Source organism: Paenibacillus sp. Y568, from assembly GCF_059445545.1.
On record NZ_JCAIUM010000014.1, the window covers coordinates 95,672 to 117,086 of the forward strand.

At 42.3% G+C, this 21,415-nt stretch carries 20 protein-coding genes and 2 pseudogenes; 9 read left to right on the plus strand and 13 right to left on the minus strand.

Annotation, left to right across the window (positions count from 1 at the left end; translation table 11 throughout):
- Window positions 1-117: 117 nt before the first annotated feature.
- The 4 genes and pseudogenes from AC1D7X_RS18735 to AC1D7X_RS18750 form a co-directional block, all read left to right on the plus strand.
- A complete protein-coding gene (locus tag AC1D7X_RS18735; RefSeq protein ID WP_495475899.1) occupies window positions 118-894 on the plus strand; it encodes an ABC transporter permease in 777 nt (258 codons plus the stop codon).
- Entirely contained in the window at window positions 891-1,691 is an 801-nt protein-coding gene (locus tag AC1D7X_RS18740; RefSeq protein ID WP_495475900.1) for an ABC transporter permease, read from the plus strand. The genes AC1D7X_RS18735 and AC1D7X_RS18740 overlap by 4 nt, the downstream gene beginning before the upstream one ends.
- A gap of 31 nt (window positions 1,692-1,722) precedes the next feature.
- The gene (locus AC1D7X_RS18745; RefSeq protein WP_495475929.1) at window positions 1,723-2,727 is read left to right on the plus strand and encodes an ABC transporter ATP-binding protein; all 1,005 of its coding nucleotides are present in this window, start codon (window positions 1,723-1,725) and stop codon (window positions 2,725-2,727) included.
- 196 nt (window positions 2,728-2,923) lie between these two features.
- A pseudogene (locus AC1D7X_RS18750) lies at window positions 2,924-3,115 on the plus strand (helix-turn-helix domain-containing protein); the annotation flags it as partial.
- A gap of 121 nt (window positions 3,116-3,236) precedes the next feature.
- Here AC1D7X_RS18750 and AC1D7X_RS18755 read toward each other — a convergent pair.
- Window positions 3,237-4,118: a sugar phosphate isomerase/epimerase family protein gene (locus AC1D7X_RS18755; RefSeq protein WP_495475901.1), complete on the minus strand. Its 882-nt coding sequence runs from the start codon at window positions 4,116-4,118 to the stop codon at window positions 3,237-3,239.
- A gap of 81 nt (window positions 4,119-4,199) precedes the next feature.
- Complete coding sequence (lacZ, locus tag AC1D7X_RS18760) at window positions 4,200-7,367, minus strand: beta-galactosidase, LacZ type (RefSeq protein WP_495475902.1); 3,168 nt, start codon at window positions 7,365-7,367, stop codon at window positions 4,200-4,202.
- A 147-nt stretch (window positions 7,368-7,514) separates the two neighbouring features.
- Between lacZ and AC1D7X_RS18765 the strand changes: the two genes are divergently transcribed.
- Window positions 7,515-8,291 carry a helix-turn-helix transcriptional regulator gene (locus AC1D7X_RS18765; protein ID WP_495475930.1) on the plus strand — a complete coding sequence of 259 codons (777 nt, stop codon included), beginning with the start codon at window positions 7,515-7,517 and terminating at the stop codon, window positions 8,289-8,291.
- A gap of 95 nt (window positions 8,292-8,386) precedes the next feature.
- Here AC1D7X_RS18765 and AC1D7X_RS18770 read toward each other — a convergent pair whose 3' ends face one another.
- The 5 genes from AC1D7X_RS18770 to AC1D7X_RS18790 all read right to left on the minus strand — a co-directional run bounded on the left by AC1D7X_RS18770 (window position 8,387) and on the right by AC1D7X_RS18790 (window position 13,257).
- A complete protein-coding gene (locus AC1D7X_RS18770; protein ID WP_495455591.1) occupies window positions 8,387-9,415 on the minus strand; it encodes a Gfo/Idh/MocA family protein in 1,029 nt (342 codons plus the stop codon).
- Between the two features lie 66 nt (window positions 9,416-9,481).
- The gene (locus tag AC1D7X_RS18775) at window positions 9,482-9,646 is read right to left on the minus strand and encodes a hypothetical protein (protein WP_495475903.1); all 165 of its coding nucleotides are present in this window, start codon (window positions 9,644-9,646) and stop codon (window positions 9,482-9,484) included.
- 454 nt (window positions 9,647-10,100) lie between these two features.
- Window positions 10,101-10,358: a hypothetical protein gene (locus AC1D7X_RS18780; protein WP_495455590.1), complete on the minus strand. Its 258-nt coding sequence runs from the start codon at window positions 10,356-10,358 to the stop codon at window positions 10,101-10,103.
- Window positions 10,355-11,389, minus strand: coding sequence for a TIR domain-containing protein (locus AC1D7X_RS18785; RefSeq protein WP_495475904.1), 1,035 nt, complete (start codon window positions 11,387-11,389; stop codon window positions 10,355-10,357). Before AC1D7X_RS18785 ends, AC1D7X_RS18780 begins: the two co-directional genes overlap by 4 nt.
- Before the next feature lie 236 nt (window positions 11,390-11,625).
- Window positions 11,626-13,257, minus strand: a complete 1,632-nt coding sequence (locus tag AC1D7X_RS18790) for a catalase (protein ID WP_495475931.1) — start codon at window positions 13,255-13,257, stop codon at window positions 11,626-11,628.
- Window positions 13,258-13,514: 257 nt separating this feature from the next.
- Here AC1D7X_RS18790 and AC1D7X_RS18795 point away from each other — a divergent pair, with 257 nt between their 5' ends.
- A complete protein-coding gene (locus tag AC1D7X_RS18795) occupies window positions 13,515-13,841 on the plus strand; it encodes an iron-sulfur cluster biosynthesis family protein (protein ID WP_495475905.1) in 327 nt (108 codons plus the stop codon).
- 15 nt (window positions 13,842-13,856) lie between these two features.
- Here the strand turns inward: AC1D7X_RS18795 and AC1D7X_RS18800 are convergent, their stop codons facing one another.
- The 3 genes from AC1D7X_RS18800 to AC1D7X_RS18810 all read right to left on the minus strand — a co-directional run bounded on the left by AC1D7X_RS18800 (window position 13,857) and on the right by AC1D7X_RS18810 (window position 15,985).
- Window positions 13,857-14,654 carry a Nif3-like dinuclear metal center hexameric protein gene (locus AC1D7X_RS18800; protein WP_495475906.1) on the minus strand — a complete coding sequence of 266 codons (798 nt, stop codon included), beginning with the start codon at window positions 14,652-14,654 and terminating at the stop codon, window positions 13,857-13,859.
- A 240-nt stretch (window positions 14,655-14,894) separates the two neighbouring features.
- Entirely contained in the window at window positions 14,895-15,584 is a 690-nt protein-coding gene (locus AC1D7X_RS18805; RefSeq protein WP_495455586.1) for an LrgB family protein, read from the minus strand.
- Window positions 15,581-15,985, minus strand: a complete 405-nt coding sequence (locus AC1D7X_RS18810) for a CidA/LrgA family protein (protein ID WP_495455585.1) — start codon at window positions 15,983-15,985, stop codon at window positions 15,581-15,583. The genes AC1D7X_RS18805 and AC1D7X_RS18810 overlap by 4 nt, the downstream gene beginning before the upstream one ends.
- Before the next feature lie 253 nt (window positions 15,986-16,238).
- On the opposite strand from AC1D7X_RS18810, the gene thiD reads away from it, so the two are divergent.
- On the plus strand, window positions 16,239-17,051 hold the full coding sequence (gene thiD, locus AC1D7X_RS18815; protein ID WP_495475907.1) for a bifunctional hydroxymethylpyrimidine kinase/phosphomethylpyrimidine kinase: 813 nt from the start codon (window positions 16,239-16,241) through the stop codon (window positions 17,049-17,051).
- A gap of 180 nt (window positions 17,052-17,231) precedes the next feature.
- Here the strand turns inward: thiD and AC1D7X_RS18820 are convergent, their stop codons facing one another.
- From AC1D7X_RS18820 to AC1D7X_RS18830, 3 genes and pseudogenes are all read right to left on the minus strand, one after another.
- Window positions 17,232-18,059: an energy-coupling factor transporter transmembrane component T gene (locus tag AC1D7X_RS18820; RefSeq protein ID WP_495475932.1), complete on the minus strand. Its 828-nt coding sequence runs from the start codon at window positions 18,057-18,059 to the stop codon at window positions 17,232-17,234.
- A 384-nt stretch (window positions 18,060-18,443) separates the two neighbouring features.
- A pseudogene (locus AC1D7X_RS18825) lies at window positions 18,444-18,959 on the minus strand (ABC transporter ATP-binding protein); the annotation flags it as partial.
- Window positions 18,949-19,800: an ATP-binding cassette domain-containing protein gene (locus AC1D7X_RS18830; RefSeq protein WP_495475908.1), complete on the minus strand. Its 852-nt coding sequence runs from the start codon at window positions 19,798-19,800 to the stop codon at window positions 18,949-18,951. The pseudogene AC1D7X_RS18825 and the gene AC1D7X_RS18830, both read right to left, overlap by 11 nt.
- Window positions 19,801-19,918: 118 nt before the next feature.
- Between AC1D7X_RS18830 and AC1D7X_RS18835 the strand changes: the two genes are divergently transcribed.
- Window positions 19,919-20,539, plus strand: a complete 621-nt coding sequence (locus tag AC1D7X_RS18835; protein ID WP_495475909.1) for a biotin transporter BioY — start codon at window positions 19,919-19,921, stop codon at window positions 20,537-20,539.
- A gap of 112 nt (window positions 20,540-20,651) precedes the next feature.
- Complete coding sequence (locus AC1D7X_RS18840) at window positions 20,652-21,413, plus strand: hypothetical protein (protein ID WP_495475910.1); 762 nt, start codon at window positions 20,652-20,654, stop codon at window positions 21,411-21,413.
- Window positions 21,414-21,415: the final 2 nt, after the last annotated feature.

Below are 21,415 nucleotides of genomic sequence, written 5' to 3' on the forward strand. Positions count from 1 at the left end.
ACTAAAATTATCCTTGCCTCAATAACCATATTTTGGTATGATGAATTCCTTCTCTCATTTCGCCTTGACTGAAGTTGACGAATCTCATCGTCACACTAAACTTATCGGAGGTGTTGCATGCTTTATTTCACTTTGGCTTCAAAGGCTTATTCACGGAATCTTCAATACCGTGGTGCACACATGCTACATAATGTGGCTAGTATGCTGTTTGGCTATATTTACGCCTATGTCTGGATCGGCATAGGTCAGGATCGCTCGTTAGGAGAATATGGGGTACATGGCATGGTCGGCTATATTGCTTTTACTCAAGCATCCCTCTGGGTCTCTGGATTTACAACAAATGGTCTAGGCATCCCACAATCAGTGCGTACCGGTCAGATTTCACTAGATCTCATGCGCCCGATTCACTTATTCACACATCTGATGTGTCGCGAGTGGGGTCAAATCGCCTATCAATTCCTGTTTAAGTCCATCCCTATTTATGTGATGTATATTCTGCTGTTTTCTCTTCGGCTACCTCATCAAGGATCGACTCTTATGTATTCCTTTTTAGCCTTATTATGCGCTGCTTACGTATCAATCTGTATGAACTATCTTATCGGAGCAACCGCACTTTGGACTACTGAATCAAGTTGGCTCTACTGGGCCAATCACGCCATGATTAATCTCCTTGCTGGCTTCTTTATTCCTATAGAGTGGCTACCTGAATGGCTACAAGCAATCGCTTGGATCTCACCATATCCCTTCCTATTGTATGTTCCAACCCGTATTTATCTTGGTTTTGAGAATGGCTTCTTACTCTTTGGCTCAATTCTATGGTGTATTCTACTGACACTGCTCTGTCTAGCCTTCACCAAGGTTCTGCGCAAGAAAGTAGAGGTGCAAGGCGGATGAGGTATCCTGACTGGTTAAAGATATATAGCATCCTAATTAAATCGTCTATTCGAAGCCGCATGCAGTACAAGCTCAACTTTATGTTAGCATCCATTCTTGCTGCAGTGATTCAGATCGCTGAATTTCTAATGATTGCTATCGTTCTATATAAATTCGGTAATATCAAGGGATGGTCTCTATATGAAGTTGGTTATCTATTCGGTGCGATGACGCTCTCCAAAACGTTATATCGGACGCTTGCGAACGACGTTCATCACCTTGAGAATTACTTAGTTAGCGGTGAATTAGATCAACTGTTAACCCGTCCAATCCCCATATTGTTAGCTTTGATGTCTCAGAATTTCAGACTTATGCTCGGTGAACTTCTCCAAGGTGGGTTCATCCTTTGTTGGGCTATGAATGGCATGATCCATTCAGGTCAAATCACATGGATCGCAATTCCCTATACTCTTATCACGATTGGAACAGGTGCCATCATCTTATTCTCAATTGGACTAGCAACAGCGACGGTAGGTTTCTGGATTACACGTATATCTGAATTACAGACGTTAACCGAAGATGCTTCACATACTGCCGCTAGATACCCCTTAGTTCTTTATCCAACTTGGTTACAATCGATCCTTCTCATCATCATTCCGGTGGGTCTTGTAAACTACATCCCTGCTCTCTTTATTTTACGTGGGCAATGGGGTTCCTGGGTTCTGTTCGGTGTTGCTGTAGCGGCATTATTTAGTCTAGCCTGTAGCTTACGATTCTGGAAGTTTGGATTATCGAAATACCAAAGTACAGGTAGTTAAAAAGGAGAGGACTATGCTATATCATACGCCTATAATTGAAGTGACAAATATATGTAAACATTTCCGTACCCCCGTTGTAAAAGAAGGCCGTTTCTCTGGATTGCGTACCTTATTCTCCAAAGAATATCGTACAAAGGAGGCGGTCAAAGGCGTCAGTTTCACCATTCATCAAGGTGACTTTATTGGTTACATTGGTCCAAACGGAGCTGGTAAATCAACTACGATCAAAATGCTGACTGGTATTCTTCATCCAACTTCCGGAGAAGTCCTGATACATGGTATTAATCCGCACAAAGATCGACGAACCGTCGCGAAAAATTTGGGCGTCGTATTCGGGCAACGTAGTCAGTTATGGTGGGATTTGCCCGTGAAGGATTCCTACGATATTCTAGCGCACATGTACAAAGTTGATCCGAAGGATGCAGCAAAACGCCTAGATGAACTATCTGAATTACTTGATTTACATGAATTCTGGATGACACCTGTCCGCAAATTATCACTTGGCCAACGAATGCGTGCGGATCTCGCAGCATCCATGCTACATGATCCAGATATTCTTTTTCTAGATGAACCTACCATTGGTTTAGATGTCACCGCTAAACGTAATATTCGAACATTTCTGAAGACCATAAATAAGGATTTTGGTAAAACCATTCTACTCACCACCCACGATATGGATGATATTGAGCAGCTTTGTGAACGAGTGATGGTTATTAACCACGGTGAGTTAAGCTATGATGGAACCATTCAACGCCTCCGAGACAAGATTGGACTACCTACTTTATTTCAAATCACATTCAATGGTAATTTTAGTGTTCCTATACCCGATCATTCCCAGTTACCCGCTACATTATTGCTGTCAGAGACTGAAACGATTCGAATAAAGGAGATCCACGATCATTCCGTCATCATAGAAGCTAACCGAATGAAGCTGAAAGCAATGGATATTCTAAAGGTTATGAGCCATTGGGGAGAAATCGAGGATATTCATATGGATGAACCTTTGTTTGAGGATATTATTCATCGTGTATATTAGACCTTCTCTAACCATTAAAGAAACGCTCCATTTTTAAGACCTTTTTAAGTTTTATCTCGAACTAAGATGTACATATAGAAGATTTGACGTTATAATGATACATAATGTATCGAATTATAATTTGATAAAGGTACATTCGGTATCATTATATTGTCTATTTACTTCTTTTTGGTTGCGAGCTTAGGGAGGAAGATGTATGAAGATTGGGAATCGAATTGCAGAACTGCGCGAACAGAAAGGATGGACACAAGAAGAGTTGTCTACGCTCATTGGGATTAGTCGAGGTGCCTTGTCCCATTATGAGCAAAGCCGGAGAAAACCAGACTTTGAAACCCTTACAAAACTGGCCGATATACTTCAAGTTTCCATTGATTATTTGATTGGTAGAAAAACTCTCGCTCAGAGCATGAATGAGCCTAACTTGTAGACAAATATAGAATGGTTATCTCGCAACAAAATAATAAGCTGTCGCTGAAATAGCGACAGCTTATTCAAATTATCTAATGCCATCACGAAGGATTCGGAACAAACGTACCTCCACGACACTGCTTCAAGTAATTCAATGCGTGTACTTGTCCGGTCATTTCCCAATCATCCCGATATACGGGATCATGCCATCCTTCGATATCTATAGTTCCGTTGTATCCACCTTGACGAAGAATGGATATAATATCAGTCCAGTTCGTATCTCCAAAACCAGGGGTGCGGTGCCATACATATTCCTTAGGACCGTCAATCCCATACTCACGTATGACATCCCAAGCAATCGTTGCATCTTTACCATGTACATTAAAGATCTTGTTCACCCATTTGCGCAGCTGAGGAATAGGGTCGATTAATGCAAGCATTTGATGACAGGGTTCCCATTGAAGCCCTATATTATCGGATGGAACTGCGTTGAACATCATTTCCCAAGCTGCAGGATGATGCGCAATATTCCAATCACCATCCTGCCAATTTCCACCCTTAGAGCAGTTCTCAAAAGCCAAGCGAACGCCACGATCCTCCGCACGTTTACTTAATTCTTCGAACACTTCTGCGAATTTATGAATGGAACTATCGATTGCTCCAGGCAATCGGCCCGTAAATCCTGCAATAACATCCGTTCCGAATTCATGAGCATGATCAATAAGCTGCTCCCAGCTCGCTAACGTGTCTACATGATCACCCGCACCTGTTAAGGGATTCCCAAATACCCCAATACTGGATATCACAATATCCTTCTCCGCTATAATCTCTTTTAGTTGTTTGGATAATTCGGATAAATTCTCGCCCTTCGTAGACTGTCCGAATGTCAGAGCAAAGGATTCGAACCCGTAGGGAATAATCTGTGGAAGTACATTTATGGCATCCTCGGCTCTCACTAATGTCCCTATACGCATTTGTTTCATGTGATATTCTCCTTTCATCCAATAACCCTCGGATCTACAATGCTTTGGTGTTTCAAAGTATTGTAACCTAACTTTAGCAATTTAATGATGATATCCCTTCAAGGAAAGACTAAAGCTATAGGAGCGGTTTCCAAATAATCGATACTCCGGATGAGGTCTAGAACCCCAGCTATCGTCCCCACCAACACCCATTTGTTTATAATTCATTCGAACAACCGTTTTGTTGGACTTCGGTAACTTATAGGCATGATCATGTGCTTCAATCTCTTTCGGTGAATAAGGGAGAACGTTCAGTTCGAAGCGCGGAGCCCCTTTAATAAGGAGACCTACTCGTTCAGTATTTACTATGGAAGCATGTCGAACTTCCGTCTTGTTTCCACATTCCTGTGGTCGTAAGTAAGGAACCCATTGCTCACTCACTACTCCGGAATATAATCCCACAGCTGCCCCAGTATTGCGATCCCATTGGTTCTCATGTGGTCCTTTTCCATACCAAGATAATTGATCAAAAGAAGAGTCCATCGTAAATAGCAACCCAATCTCAGGGATATCCGGCGACCCTTCCCCTGGCACTAGCTGCATATCCAGAATCACTTCACCATTCCCATGAACCACGTAAGAGATCTGACATAATGACACCGCTGTGGTTGGGAGGGAGTAACTCACCTCGAACTTCACCCAATGATCTTGTATTTCATAAGTAACATGATCAAGTCTTCTATCCACTCCTGCGTTACGCCACGTACCACTACGTTCCTCATGGCCATTCCCTCTATCATTATCTGTAAGCGCACGCCAGAAGTTTGGAATTGGTGCTTGTTGAATCAACTCTATCCCCTTATATTGATACGACGACATTTCTCCTGTGAACTTATTGAATTGTATGATGAATGACTCCCCACTTACAATCAATACCTGTTCTTGATCCTTAACCTGCAATACAGGAAGATCATCCACCTTGGTTACAGACACAACCCGACCTGAAGAAGCAGGTACAATAAACTGTTCAAAGGCAATTTCATGTCCCTGTTTCGCCCAATCCGTATCCTCTTTCAACACAAAACGTAGGGTCAGAATATACTCTGACTCTGATTCAACCTGATCCTTGTCGGGAATTGCCTCTTTCAGATGAACTACCGCAGAAGTGCTAGGCTCCACAGATATTGTCTTCCGTCCTTCTTTTTCAACGATTCCATTGTTCGTTAACTGCCATAATAACTCAAAATCAGATAAGTTCGTAAACAAATACTGATTTGTTATCTTAATTCGTCCTTGCAGTATATCTTCACTTGTGAATTTCACGTTCTGATAGCACTTCTTTGTTTCTAGCAACTTAGGAGAGACTGTCCGATCGGAAAAAATTAACCCATCGCCACAAAATGTTCCATCATGCGGGGATTCACCAAAGTCACCACCGTAAGCTAAATAAGACACACCATCTTCCGTTGTCGTCAAGATCGATTGGTCAATCCAGTCCCAAATAAAACCACCTTGTAGAACTTCATATCGATCAAATAACTCCCAATATTCCTTCAATCCACCGCAAGAATTACCCATCGCATGGCTATATTCACACAGGATAAACGGTTTCTGTGGTTGATTACGTGCATACTCCTCAATATGATGAACATGAGAGTACATCTGACTCTCTATATCTGACGCAGCGTCGGATGGGCGGTAATGAAACACCCCTTCATAGTGGACAATCCGATTAGGGTCTACTTCTCTCAGAAAGTCATGCATTGCCATGAAATTGTCACCGCCAAAAGATTCATTACCTAGGGACCAAATAACAATGGAAGGATGATTCTTATCTCTTTGAAACATCGTGTTACAGCGATCAAGTACATTGGCCCGCCATTCGGGTTTACTACCCGGTATAGCATTTCCCAGCTCCTTTTGACCATAACTCCAACTGCCATGTGTCTCGAGATTCGTCTCATCGATCACGTACAACCCATACTCGTTACAGAGTTCATACCACTTCGTATGATTCGGATAATGAGAGGTTCGAACGGCATTAATGTTATGAGCTTTCATCAATTTAATATCCGTGATCATATCCTCAATACGAATTGCTCTACCGGTCAACGAAGAGAATTCGTGACGGTTCACACCTTTAAACACCACGACTTCCCCATTAATCTTCATCAATCCATCTTCTATTCCAAATTTACGAAAGCCAACCTTACAGCTTACGAACTGAAGTGTGTTCCCCTCAGCATCCTTCAATTGAAGAACCAGCGTATATAAATGTGGTTTCTCCGCACTCCACTTCTCAGGATGATCAACACGAATTGAGCCACTGAGCTGTATGGACGGATTCACATCCATTGTTGATGTTAAATTGAATGGTTGCTGTAATACGGGCTGTTGTTGTTGATCATACAAGGCAACCTCGATGCTTATCTTACCTACATTCATTTCTCGATAATTATTGACGGTTGCTGTAATCGAAAGCTGACCATTCTGATAATCATTTTCTAGATCAGCCTGCGCGAAGAAATCATAGATATGGACATTCGGTGCTGTAAACAAATATACATCCCGAAAAATACCACTCATACGCCAGAAATCTTGATCCTCTAGCCAGCTAGCATCACTCCAGCGATATACCTGAACAGCTAATTTGTTCTCACCTGAGACGAGATAAGGCGTCAGATCAAATTCTGCAGGTGTGAAGGAATCCTCACTATACCCAACTAATTCACCATTAATCCATACGTAGAAGGCGGATTCAACTCCCTGGAAACTAATAAACACAGGACGATCTCCCCATGCTTCAGGAACAGTAAATGTTCGCACATATGATCCTACTGGGTTATATTCTGTTGGAGCATAAGGCGGTTTGATGTCTTCTCTTTCGGACCACGGATAACGAACATTCGTATACTGAGGATAATCATATCCTTGGAGCTGCCAATGTGAAGGCACTAAGATATTATCCCACTCGCTGCAATCTACTTCTTGTTTATAGAAATCAACAATACGTTTGTCTGGATTACTTGCCCAAGTGAACTTCCAGGTTCCATTCAAGGAATGTACACTTGCAGATTCATCTGCTTTCCCCATTAAGGCCTCTTCCAAGGAATGAAATGTTGTTAAAGTCGCATGTGCATCCATCCGATTTAATTGAAATGTTTCCGGATTATTGTTCCACTCTGGAAAACCATTTGCAGGTGGCGAATAAACATATTTCTGTTTCGTCACGACAATCGCTCCATTCTTAGGATTGAGATATAATATCATTATATTCATATTATAATAACGATAATGGTATATATCTATTTAAGAATTTTCACATGGTTATCACAATATGAAAGTGGATGGTGATGCAACATAGACTCAATTACATTCCCAATCATAACTTCTTCTGATGCTAAGCTGCCCATCTTTCTGACAAGTGCAGGACACTGGGATCATCAAAGCCCCACTTCTCGTCCTCAAGGGTTCTATCACTACCAGTGGCTTCAGGTCATCTCTGGTGAGGGGATCCTCAGATTAGAGGGACACACTTATCATGTCACCCATGGACAAGGCATTTGCTTGTACCCTCATATTCCCCATCACTATCAAGCGATCTCAGCAGCTTGGGAATTGAACTTTATTTCTTTTGACGGCAGCCTTTGCAACAACCTATTACACCAAGCAGGTATTCATCAATCGGGTGTTTATTCACTTACTGATAGTAAGGCAACAATGGCACATTTAACTCATTTACTGACCATTGCTAACTCTGAACGGCCTTATGTCAGTGTAGAATGTTCCAAAGTCTTATATACCCTTTTACTTGATTTAACTAAATATGTATATACAAGCAATGATACCTCTCAACAAAATGTTCTTCGTTTGCAACCTATCATGCAATATATGAAAGAGAACTGTCATCAGTCGATTACGATTGATCAGATTGCAACATTCGCGGGCATTTCACCACAATATCTTTGCTACCTATTCAAAAAAACATTACAGATTCGTCCCATGGAATATATCAATCGGGAACGGATTACGAGAAGTAAACAGCTTATGCTCCTGAACCCATCTACAAAAATGCAACTTATCGCCAAAGAAGCCGGTTATGAGCATCCCAGTTATTTCTGTACTGTTTTTAAGCGGTTAGAGGGAATGACCCCTGAGCAGTTCAAGAAATCTCATGGATTACACTCATCATGATCATGATCTTTCAACAACGGCCTGTAAACAAACAAGGAACCATCCTTAAATAGGATGACTCCTTGTACTATTTCAAAAATTATGAGGTGCTTGTGTTACAAATAAACACGCTTATTTTCTTTTCCTGATTGGTAAATTCCAGCGACCATTTCCTGCGTCTTGAGTGCTTCCTTACCGTCGATATAAGGAACCTTCCCATTCTGAAGCGCTTCATAGTAATCACGGATTTGTTTCATATGACTGACGCCCCAGTATATTTTCACGCCTTCGCCATAATCGACCACTTCGTTAGGATCCTTATCCCTCGAAATCTCGGTTCCATCGTTATATTTAATAGTCGCCTTTTCTGCAACCATTTTAGCTATACCCTTCACACAATGAACCTCAATCTCTACAGGAGCATCGTAGCTGTAGTAATTGATAGCGAAGAAGCCACCAAATATACCGTTATTAAATTTGATTACACCTTCAACACTATCTTCCACTTCGATAATTTCATGTGCACGATTACCAATCTGAGCATCGACATATTCGATTTCCTCACCGACGAACCAACGCATCAGATCCATCGTATGAATGGCTTGATCAATTAAGACGCCGCCGCCTTCTTTCTCCCAAGTCCCTTTCCAATCGCTTTTACTATAATACTCATCCGAACGATTCCATGTCACTGAACATTTAGCCCCAAGGACTTGACCAAGACTACCGTCCAGAATAGCATCTTTAATCAATTGAGAACCTGGGTTATAGCGATTTTGAAAAATAACCCCTAGTGTGACCCCATTACTCTCACAGATATCCACCATGTTACGCGCATCTTCCGTACTTATACTCATTGGCTTCTCGGTCAGGATATGTTTCCCTTTGCTCGCCGCGTAAGCCGTCATAGGTGCATGTAAATAATGTGGTGTACAGATATGAACAACATCAATATCTTCTTTATCCAACATTTCTTCATAACTAGTATAGAAATTACAATTATATTTCTCTGCCGCCTGTTTCGCCCGATCTTCCTTGTTATCACATACAGCCACTAGTTCTGCAACACCAGATAATTGAATAGAACTCGCATGCATAGGGAAAATGTTACCGCAACCAATTATACCTACTTTAAATTTACTCATATGCTGAATCTCTCCTTAGTATCGTTGTTAGTAACTCATGATCATACAATTAGGTTAAGAATCATTTTATGCCTGTACTGCTTCTAACCAAGCCTTTGTGATCAACGAGTGACCCGCCGGTGTTGGATGTACGCCGTCTTCAGCCCAATACGCTGGATCAATCTGTGTACTTGCTGTAAACAAAATGGCTCCACCAAAATTGTTCAACCGAAGTCGCATCATTATCACCATATCGACACCATACATCGTTGATCCCTATATATAGAGACACCCAAGTTGGATTTAACTGTAAACAATCTTCTTCCCATCTATGATTGAGATCCATGAGCGGTTCCCATTTACTCCACGATTAATAAAGTGAATGTTCCTTTCTGGATATTTACGGCCTATTTCAGCAGCGACCAGAAGAGCATTAACCGGAGCCTAGACTCGCTGTGTTAGAATAATCTCTCCCACAATCCGTAATACTATCTTCTTGAAAAAGAATAGTTGCATTATTATCAATTTCATTCATCTTCATCCCAACTCCCTCATCATTATGTATGCATTAAGACCCCTATTCTATTCTACTCTATCTAAAATGTCTATAAAAGTAGTCCTTGTTGAAAGTGAAATATTACAAACCTTTATCCATACAAAAAAGGCCCATTGAGCAAATCCAATAGGCCACATATACATTATCTATTTAAGCAAACGAAGGTTTGTGGTCATTTACAGTTCCACTAAGCACTTTCACATATTCTTTATCGCTGCCTTCGACAGAAGGACCAACGAATAGTGCATTACCTTTGAATTTACGAACGCTAGCACTCATTCGATTCGCTCGGGATGACGATCTTCCTCTAGTTATAGATACACTTTTAATTGTTTCATCCTTCGCTACCCAAGGTCCTTTGGCGGGTAATTGTTGATGAGCTTGACGAAAGTTGTCGTTATTATTCATTTGGATTCCCCTCCAACTAAATGCCTTATGGTACGAAGCAATTCATCATTATATAAGACGATATCTTCAAGATTACCCTCCGGTATCATTTCTACACCTGAAATGTGTACGGAGAGTACATGCTCTCTCCCTAAAGGATAGCACAGCACATATACGTCCGCAACTTCCTTGTGCTTGAAGAACGTCCACTTACCACTATTATATACATCAAGGACGTAAATCGGTTGTGACATTTCATCCAATTCTTGAACATTGAATGGATAAAATTTACCTCTCCCTACATTGCCACCTACTTGTCGAATCCCATCATTACCGTTCTTCTGCCAGAAGGCTGCTCCTGTGACTCTGCAATTGACTGGAGAGATGAACGAATTACGAACGGCTTCACTTAATGCATGATATTTCTGATCTTCTGAGACTGTTACATTTCGATTGAACTCCCAGAAAAAATGAAGAATACTCTGCTTCCTTTGTAATTCCTCCTCCTTCTTCTTAAGGAGCACATATGGATCCACATAATGCTTCTCACGTTCTATGATATCTAATATTTTTATACAAGCTGCGGTAACCGCTGCTTCATAATTACGATCATTTCGCAATTCATATTCCATAATTGTTAAACCTGCAAGATCTGAGAGCAAATGAAATTCAGCAACATTAACGCCAGCAACTAAATCATCTCTTTGGGTTACTTCTTGTGGAACAATACAAAAGACACGGTTCCTTCTTAGTTTTCCCCAGAATAGTCCCATTTCAAAAATGGTGTTATCTCTTGTGATAAAAACATGTTTACCGCGAATAAGGGCAACGTCATCTGGGGAAAATACAAATATTCCATAATCACTTTGATCTAAAATACGTTCTAAGGATTCCATCGTATACTCATTGGCACCAAATGTTCCTGCAAACCACGGAGTAACTTGGACCAATCTACCGATTTGAGATTGAATTGCACTAGCATATCTAATCGATTCTCTTGCGGATCCAATGAATAAATTCGGCTTTATACTTATGGTAGTAGACAACGGCATGTTCTCCTTTATGAGGAATTCAAGAAAGTCACTATCACCCATTATACATTATTACCATTTTTTAGGGAAGTTTGTACTAGAAAGGTTTTTTTCTTTTGTTTATGTATTACCCCAAATTTCAATTATGATGACATTAATAAAAATAGAGCCTGTCTACTCGCTCCAATTCGAGTTATGACTGGCTCTATTCTTCATTCCCAAACTAACAAGCCCACAATAAGGTTACTCTCCTCACACTAATAAGGGTCAGCCGAATGTCCCTTGTTCTCTGCATCTTGAACCCCTTCGTTGGTATGGGTAGCCCCCATAGGTCTACTCATTTCAGAGCGGGGTTCACTTCCCTTATTCCCCTCACCTCTATGCCCTAATCCCTCTGATACCCTGCGACCATAATCCACATCACACTTCGTGAATAAATCCACCATGCCTTGTTGAATATGTTGTGGCGCTGGTTTCAATGTATTTACGAGATTGAGAATAAGATCGTCTCGTTCCCAGTCTTCAAATTTTCGATATTGTTCACCCGCATATTTGAAATCATTTGTACGTTCAATGACTTGCCGCACTAAATTTCCGTCTACATGAGGTGTGTGCTCCTTACCTGTCTTCGTCGCTTCATGTAAGCCACCTAATGAGGATGGCTCATAGTTAATATGAGGATTCTGTCCTGGCGCTTTATCTACACGATAAGCCATTTGTCCACCCCGTTGGTTCGTAGCAACATGTTTTTTCGGTGCATTAATGGGCAATTGTAAGTAATTCGGCCCCACCCGGTATCTCTGCGTATCCGAATACGAAAGTGTACGACCTTGGAGCATTTTATCATCCGAGAAATCGAGTCCATCCACAAGAACTCCAGTACCGAAGGCTGCTTGTTCCACTTCAGTAAAGTAATCCTCCGGATTCCGGTTCAGAACCATCCGTCCGACTGGGAGAAATGGAAAGGCGTCTGTAGGCCACAACTTCGTATCATCTAGTGGATCGAAATCAAGTTCTGGATGCTCATCATCACTCATGATTTGGACACAAAGTTCCCATTCCGGGAAATTACCAGACTTAATTGCTTCATATAAATCTTGCGTGGCATGATTGAAATTCTTACCTTGAACTTCTTCAGCTTCTTGCTGTGTTAAATTCTTGATCCCTTGTTTAGGTTCCCAATGGTATTTCACCAGAACGGCTTCACCCTCTGCATTGACCCATTTATATGTATTCACTCCTGAGCCTTGCATTTGGCGGAAATTAGCTGGAATTCCCCAAGGCGAGAATAAGAATGTAATCATCATCATGGCTTCAGGTGTATTCATAATGAAATCGAATATACGTACCCCATCTTGAATGTTCGTCACGGGATCGGGTTTAAAAGCATGAATAAGATCTGGAAACTTGATCGCATCCCTGATAAAGAACACTTTCAAGTTGTTACCCACGAGATCCCAGTTGCCCTCATCCGTATAAAATTTAACCGCGAATCCTCTAGGATCACGTAACGTTTCAGGAGAGTGACTGCCATGTGTAACAGTGGAGAAACGGACGAACACAGGTGTCTGCTTCCCCTTCTCTTGAAAAAGATTGGCCCGGGTATACTTTGCTATCGACTCATTACCCACGGATCCGTAAGCCTCAAAAAAGCCATGAGCACCTGCACCACGTGCATGAACTACCCTTTCAGGAATTCGTTCTCGGTCAAAATGAGTAATCTTCTCAATATAATGATAGTTCTCAAGTGTCGTAGGACCCCGACTACCCACCGTCCGCATACTCTGATTATTATGAATGGGATGTCCCTGACGGTCTGTAAGTGTGGTATCTTCTTCACCCGAGGCCATACGCTGATCCCTCGAGCTTCCCACATCTTGAATTGACATACCTAATGTCTCATGATTCTGCTTACCACTTCCATGTGTTTCCTCATTACTCACTTAGTATAACCTCCCTCAAATGTCATAATTATCATGCTTTCCAAGTCCACATAAATTATTCTTATGATTGAACTAATCATGGTGATATTCTGGGAAAGGAAGGATGACAATTGGACAGATAGGTGGTTATAGAGTGTATGCAGCAGCCAATTCAATAGGGTATAATAAATGCCAACATATCATCTATGAGGAGCTGATTACATATGCAAATTCAAATCACACCGTTAGCTGAACATAAATTAAGAGAGGCACTTGGAGATCGTCCAGGTTACTTCAAGCTTTTTTATGATACGGTAGATTGTGGTTGTGACGGAATAACGGTATTACTGATTAGAAGCCAACCTGACACTGGGGATATCCAAATTGATGCTGGAACGCTTCCGTTTCTTATTAATCCTCAACAAGAAATATTTTATGAAGAGTTAATGTTACTTGAAGTGGAAGCGAATTACCCTTCTTTTAAGTTATCCAGTCATTCGACAATATACAGTAGTAATGTTAAGACTCGAGATATCCGCGAAGACGAGTAACTAGGATTAAAAAGATTAAATAAATTGGAAAATCGGCTTCTCCGAAATAAAGTGAACTGGAATGTTAGGATATTGCTCCTGAATCCAGTTCGCCATATATTTCATACCAGCCCCTTCACTCTCTGCATGCCCTAGAACCATTAGGGCTTTATTCTTTTTCTGAAATATGGCATCTCTAACATACTCTGGTGTCTCCCATTCGGGTCCTTCTCCATATATGATTAAATCGAGATTCTCTCGTTCGTACAAGGGAATAGCTTGTTCGCCTCCACCTCGATTACCTACCAACAATCCAATACGACGAACGGGCATATCCATATGTCCAACAATACGCACATGTGGAATATTCAGTTGTTGTTTCACATGATTAACAATTTCAAGAACCGTGTGTTCAGATGAAAGATCAAGGATCGTGGCGTATGGCATATGCTTTTTTATCAAACCCATCCATTCTAATTCTTGTAATAAACCTAGCATAATACCATCAGGTTGATAACGATGAATGGTATCATGACAACGAAAAATAGCCATTCCACTCTCTTTAATTACTCGTTGTTTCTCTAGAATCACCGGGTCCTCTGCTGATAGCTCCTTATTGCCGAAATGGCTATAGAATAAGCCTTCATGTGTAATTAGCAGATTTACGCCTAAAGCACTCGCTTTTTCAATGACATACTGACTTGCTATAAATGCTGTTGCAATACTGCTCACAGGTGTTTCTAATTCACCACAACATAGAACGTCCACGCCTGTCGCTACATTGCCCGCTGGCTCTTTCAACGCTTGTAGTACCTCTTGGATGCTGATAGTCATATCTATACCTCCGCTTCAATATACAATCAGATTAATTAAATCAGATTCTACTTACCCAATGTACCAACTTCATCCTATCATGTCCCAAGTAGAACTCACCATTGCCAAATCCATCTGATATTTACCCAAATCGCTAGTATATAAGATGCACAAAAAAGAGGATATCCTTCTCCATCATAATGGATTGAGGTTATCCTCTTGCTAATACTTTTTCAAACAGTGTCTCTCAACGCTCACAACTTACTGATACAAGAACCAGACAATCAATGGAGCCACAACGGAGCCTGCGATCGCGCAAACAGTCATCGCTACCGAACTCATCGAAACGGATTCCTCACCGTACTCTAGCGCCTTCGCAGTACCTAGCGCATGCGATGCCGTTCCGAGACCAATACCAATTCCAACTTGACCTTTTATTCTGAAAAGTTTTAGAATATAGGGTCCACCGATGGCTCCAGTAAAGCCTGCAATCATCACAAATATGGAAGTGAGTGACATGTCTCCACCTACGTTACTTGATATTTGAATCGCTACCGCTGTAGTAATGGATTTAGGTAGTAAGGAAAGAAGGTATAGCTTAGAGAATCCTAAGACCATCGCCATAAATAGCCCGCTCAACATCCCTACGAGCAACCCTGTAATTGTTCCTCCTAAGATAGCAGTAAGATTGCGACGAAGCACATAGCGTTGCTTATATAAAGGGTAAGCTAATGAAACAACAGCTGGACCCAGTAGTTGGTTAATCCATTGACCCCCAATCATATACTTGTCATAAGGAATCTGAAAGCATAGAAGTAGAATAACAACAACCGAAGTAGCCGTAAGCACAGGCATGAGAACGGGAATGTGAAAACGTCTGTAAATCATGGACATCACGATATAAATACATACTGTAACTAATATAATGACTACTGCTAATAGAACCGTCATTTCACTCCCCCCCCATCACTGCTCTCACTTATAACCTCTCTATCGTTCTTCCTCCACCCTGCCAGCCATTGACTTGAGTGTGCCGCTACTCCAATGGTCAATACGGAACTTAGAATGATTACACCGATCAATAATAATCCTCTTCCACTAAATATATCTAGGTGATTCATAATGCCTGCTGTCGAAGGAATAAAAAATAACGGAAGATATGATAAAATGGTATTCGAGCCATGCTCGACCCACCTTACAGGCACTATTTTGCATAGAAGCAACACAAAAAGTAACAGTAACCCTACAATACTTCCGGGGATAGGGAGATGAAATAGCTCTTGTAGATAATTACCCACCACATAAAACAAATATAACAATACGACCTGAACGATGATTCGAATGATTTTCATGATGTTATAGTCCCTTCATTGATTAAACTTATTCTTTATGCAATAAATAAATCGAACTCTAATAGATTAACAGAGTTTTCATATTTTTTTCAATCGATTTTATGAAATGGTCTGAATTTACATCATCAAATCAATAAAAAAGGACATTTTGGTTATCGTAAGGGTTAAATAAATACAAATCTTTGATATAATCAATTCAATCACACGTTATTACAAACACAGATTAAAGATATAGAAGAAGGGGACGTTAACATTGTCAAATATCATTAAGACTTTAACCATTGCCGGAAGTGACTCCAGTGGAGGCGCAGGCATACAAGCCGATTTAAAAACTTTTGAGGAATATGGCACTTACGGTTTCAGTGCTTTGACAACTATTGTCACCATGGATCCAGATAATGGCTGGCACCACAATGTATATCCAATAGATGCTTCTGTTGTTGCAGAGCAATTGAAAACGATCTTCGCAGGCGGACCAATGCATGCTATGAAAACGGGTATGCTAGGTAGCGTGGAGATTGTGCGTGTAGCAGAACAAGCCATTAAAAATAATAACCAGACTAATGTTGTCATTGATCCGGTCATGGTATGTAAAGGCGAAAACGAAGTGTTGAACCCCGAGAGCGCTCATGCGATCCGTGATTTATTACTACCTCTAGCGACTGTGGTAACACCAAATCTATTTGAAGCAGGTGTATTGTCGGGTCTTGGCAAACTGACTTCGATTGAAGATATGAAAGAAGCTGCTCGTCTTATTCACGACTTAGGTGCACAGAATGTCGTCGTAAAAGGCGGTAAATCGTTGGATGGAGATCAAGCTGTCGATGTTTTCTTCAACGGCACTGAATATACCGTGTTTACAGCAGACAAAATTGAACCTGCAACAAATCATGGGGCAGGCTGTACCTTTGCCGCAGCAATAGCTGGTGGCCTCGCTACTGGTCTATCGGTTGACGATACAGTGGCGAAAGCGAAAGACTTCGTCTTGGCTGCCATTCGAAATGGTTATGCATTTAACGAATATGTAGGTCCAGTATTTCATGGTGGCTACCGCTTAGGGAAATAAAGCACAGTTGGAGAATTTAACAATGTGATGGGAACATGATCGTTGTTGACATTATCCATATATAACATAGAGAATGGCAGTCCAGAAGGTGAGCATACTTTCTGGACTGCCATTCTCTATTTGTAGGTGCTAGACCGGCTGAATTCAATATTCGATGTGAGTGCATAACCCATCTTCAAGTTACAACATGACGGGTAGTATCAAAAGAACTATCATGCAAGGGATGGCTATACTCATTAGAATAGCATCAGAACGACCGAACCGTAGACGGAAACCAAATGACGGCTTTCGCTTAGTGTAGCCGAAGCCCCGTGCTTCAAGGGCGTCAGCCATTTGCTCCGCTAATCGAAGAATTGAACGAACGTATGGGATGATGACTGATCTAATCATTCTGATCGGTACCGATCGAAGTGGCGTTACTGCCTTTCCCCGTGCATGAGCGAGCTTCGCATACCTCTCCCATTCCCCCGTTAACAGAGGAATAAACCGAAAAATAAGTGTGACAAGTAACGCAAACGAATATATAGGCACCTTTATACGGCTTAACCATCCAAATGTCTGCTCCAACGCGCGCTGCAACCTTAGTGGCGTCATTAACTTCAGCATGGGCATGCCCAGTAACATGACGAGTAATAGCTTGCTTAGACGGAGCGTCGTCGGGAGGGTCTTCTCCCAATCCATTTCTAATGGTTGAAAAGATATACCGGAGAAACCTGATAAAACGATAATGAGAATAATATAAGCACGAATGACTTTAATCCATGGTTGAACCAACGCTCGAAAGGGTATGGTTAGGGCTATAATAATTACCGCCGCAATCGCCAACTGAAGGAAGTTCTGTTGCGCTAACACACCTGCCGTAAGCAACAAATACATTACGATGAGCGCTCTTGGATCAAAGTGTTCAGCACGTTGTTGCTCATTCGCGAGAGGTGGTGGTGTGAAGACTGACTTGTCAAAACTAGACGGCTGTAGTTCATCTTCGGTTGACGCAACCGCTGCATTCATGGCTGCGGTTGGATGCCTGCGCTCGCTCGCTGACTTCGCGAGCTCAATGGCCAGTGCCGCGGCAACCTCACGCGGCTCCGGCCACGGCGGCGCACTGCCTGTCCGCTGCGCGACAGTCTGCGGGGACCCACCCGCTGTCGCCGCGTCGCATAGCTCCGACAGCGCGCGAAGCGCCTGTGGCGCCGCAGCCTTGTGGGCTATCGCCGCTGACGGCGCCGCTTCGCGGACAACGCCACCGCTGACGACGAGGAACGCGTCCGCGAGTGGCATTAGCGCATCGAGGTCGTGCGTTGCAACGACCACGCCGCGCCCTGCTGCCCTGTGCGCCTTAAGTACGGCGCACAAGCTGCTTATCCCGGCGGCATCCAGCCCCGCCGTCGGTTCATCCAGCAGCAGCCAATCTGGCTCGCATGCTAGCAAGCAAGCGAGCGATAACCTACGTTGTTGGCCGCCACTAAGCGTCCAAGGGTCGCGTGCAAGCAGCTCCTTCTCGAGACCGACCTTAGCGAGTGCCTCTTCCATTCGCATCTCAGCCGTATCCATCTGAATCCGATACGGCTTCAAGGAATACAGCATCTCTTCTCGAACGGTCGATGCGAACCATTGGGCTTCGGAATGTTGCATGGAAATGCCCAGCTTTAGGGTCACATCCAGATTAAGCTTAGCTTTACGACCACGCTGTAACCATAACGAACCTTCACCCAGCTCAATGTTCCCCTCTTGCAGCGTGCGGATTCCAGCCATGGTCTCAAGTAGCGTTGACTTCCCTGCTCCATTATGACCTAACAACAGGGTGATCTCCCCCGCACGAAATGGCACATTCACATCGTGTAGCAGTACTCGCTTATCTGCTCCTTCAGCACATACCGTTACACCTTGAAGCTTCCAATCAGCGCTCATATAGTTTCACCGCCTCAGCAAGCATATCGGCAGTATACGGAAACGGTCGCAATCGAAAACCCAGCTGTTCCAACTCCCATGCCACTCGAGCCAAATACGGAGCTTCGAAACCAAGCTGTTCACATACGCTCTCTGAATTGCCATTGAACGAACGTGTAAACCATCCATCAGCAAGTCCATCATAAACAATCCTGCCCTCATTCATAGCAACAATCCGATCACCTTGCCGCAGTTCTTCCAGCTTTTGCGTGATCCAAATGACGGTCACTCCGCCCTTATGAATAGATCGAACCCGCTCAAGTACAATCTCAGCAGTCTCTGGATCAAGCATGGACGTTACTTCATCAAGCACGAGCAGCGGAGAATGTACCGCAAGACAACCCGCAATCGCAACCAGTTGCTTCTGCCCACCTGACAATGTTTCGATGGGTTGGTGCATTCGTTCACCCATACCGACTTGACGAAGTGCTTGCTCAGCCAAGGATACGATGTGACTCGCTTCTATTTCATTTTGCTCTAGCATGAGAACTACATCTTCCCAAGGTGTAGCTCCCACCATCGCTGCCTCAGGTTGTTGCATCACCATAGGAATTCGATTTCCGTATGCGGTAGTTTCTGCTCGGCGATCTATTTTTCCCGTTACACCTGTCGTCCATAAACCTGCGATCACCTTTGCCAACGTGCTCTTCCCGCTCCCGTTACGTCCTAAGAGCGTTATAAATTGTCCTTTATCGATACGAATACTTACATCATTCAAAATAGGCAGTACCTGCTGCCCTTCACCCCATAGGGTTGGCCTAACTGTTACCTGTTGTAATTCTAACAAACCATTCTCTTTCACCAAATTTCATCCGACCTCTTCCCGTGAACCATGGACTATGCTACAATTCAAATTGTTAACCAATTAAATATATATGGTTAACGATCATATTGCAATGAAATATAAGGAGCTAACTCTTGTGCATACCCAGTCCAACAACACCATCCGGTCACTCGTATTTATCGCTTTATTCGCAGCCCTCTTTATTGTGATGAGCACGATCTCCATTCGATTAGGGGGTGGATTTGTACCATTCACGCTACAGACGTTTGCTGTTTTGTTATCGGGTCTCTTCCTTACTCCTCGCAATGCTTTTCATAGCATCTTCATCGTCATCGTACTCAGCGCATTAGGTTTACCTCTATTTAGTGGTCAAGGCGGTTGGGCAACCTTAACTGGCTATACAGGTGGTTTTATATTCGCCTTTCCATTCTGCGCACTACTCGTTAGCCTTGTAACTGATCGATTGTTATCCAGCAAGAATATCCATAGAAATAAGGTCATCGCCTTCATATCATTCTTTATAATATTTGAACTATTCAGCTCATGGCTTGCTTATGTACCAGGTATTCCATGGTTTATGCACGTATTGAATATGTCATTGCAGAAAGCTTTGGTTACAGGTTGCTATCCGTTTCTAATTGGTGACGCGCTCAAATCGTTCATCGGAGCTATATTGGCAGTCTCCCTAACACCTTACATTGCCCATATTCGTACATCAACCGCTACCAAACGCAAGGAAAAATCTATGTTTACCTAATAGGAAAAGCTAACAAAATCCGCAAATTGTCGCGTGATTCGTGTGTCATATTGACCCCACATCTAAAAGTTTCATAGATAAAAGCCGATATAAGTATTAAATAAGTAGGAAGGTGATTACTATAGCGACTTCAGCAATCAATGCAACGAACTCATTCGAATTATCACAGAAAAGATATGCGGATTCGATTAAAAACTATGTCACGAATTGGACCCAAAACTCAACATCGGCTATTTCATTTAGCAACGTACTTCAAGACGCAAGAAACGGATTAACCGAGGTTAGAAGTGACTCAGGTCATATTCAGATCCAACCCCTCGACACAACGTTATCGTCCGGAAGTATATCCATCCCTTTTCAAGCAAATAGCACGAGCTCAATGCCAGTCTCTAGTACAAGCAATTCAAGCTCTGTCACCCAGTCGAATACAACATCCAACTCTACAAGTAGCACAGAAGATTCCGTAACACAGAATACAGATCTTAAAGATCAAGCAACTGCTGTAACTAAAGTGGGAAATAGCACCAAAAATAATGCTATTACAGAAACCAATCTTTATTCCTACCTTACGGGAGAAAAGTCTCCTAGCAAGGAGGACAAGGTTAAAGTGGACTCAATTCTAAATCGCCTGTCTACGCTAACCGCAATCCAAGGCAATTCGTTTACGCCGTCCAATATACTTTCGAGCCTTCAAGGTATAACAGGCAGTGCAGGATTAAGTGATAATTCACTATCCACTTTAACTGCTTTAAATTCGGGAGTGAGTGGCAATTCGCTATCCTCATTAGCTGCCTTAAATGGAGAGTCCTCCATACAGGCCCTTCTTAAATCAGTCTATGGAAATTCAGCCTATAATAACTCTTTGAACCTGTAATG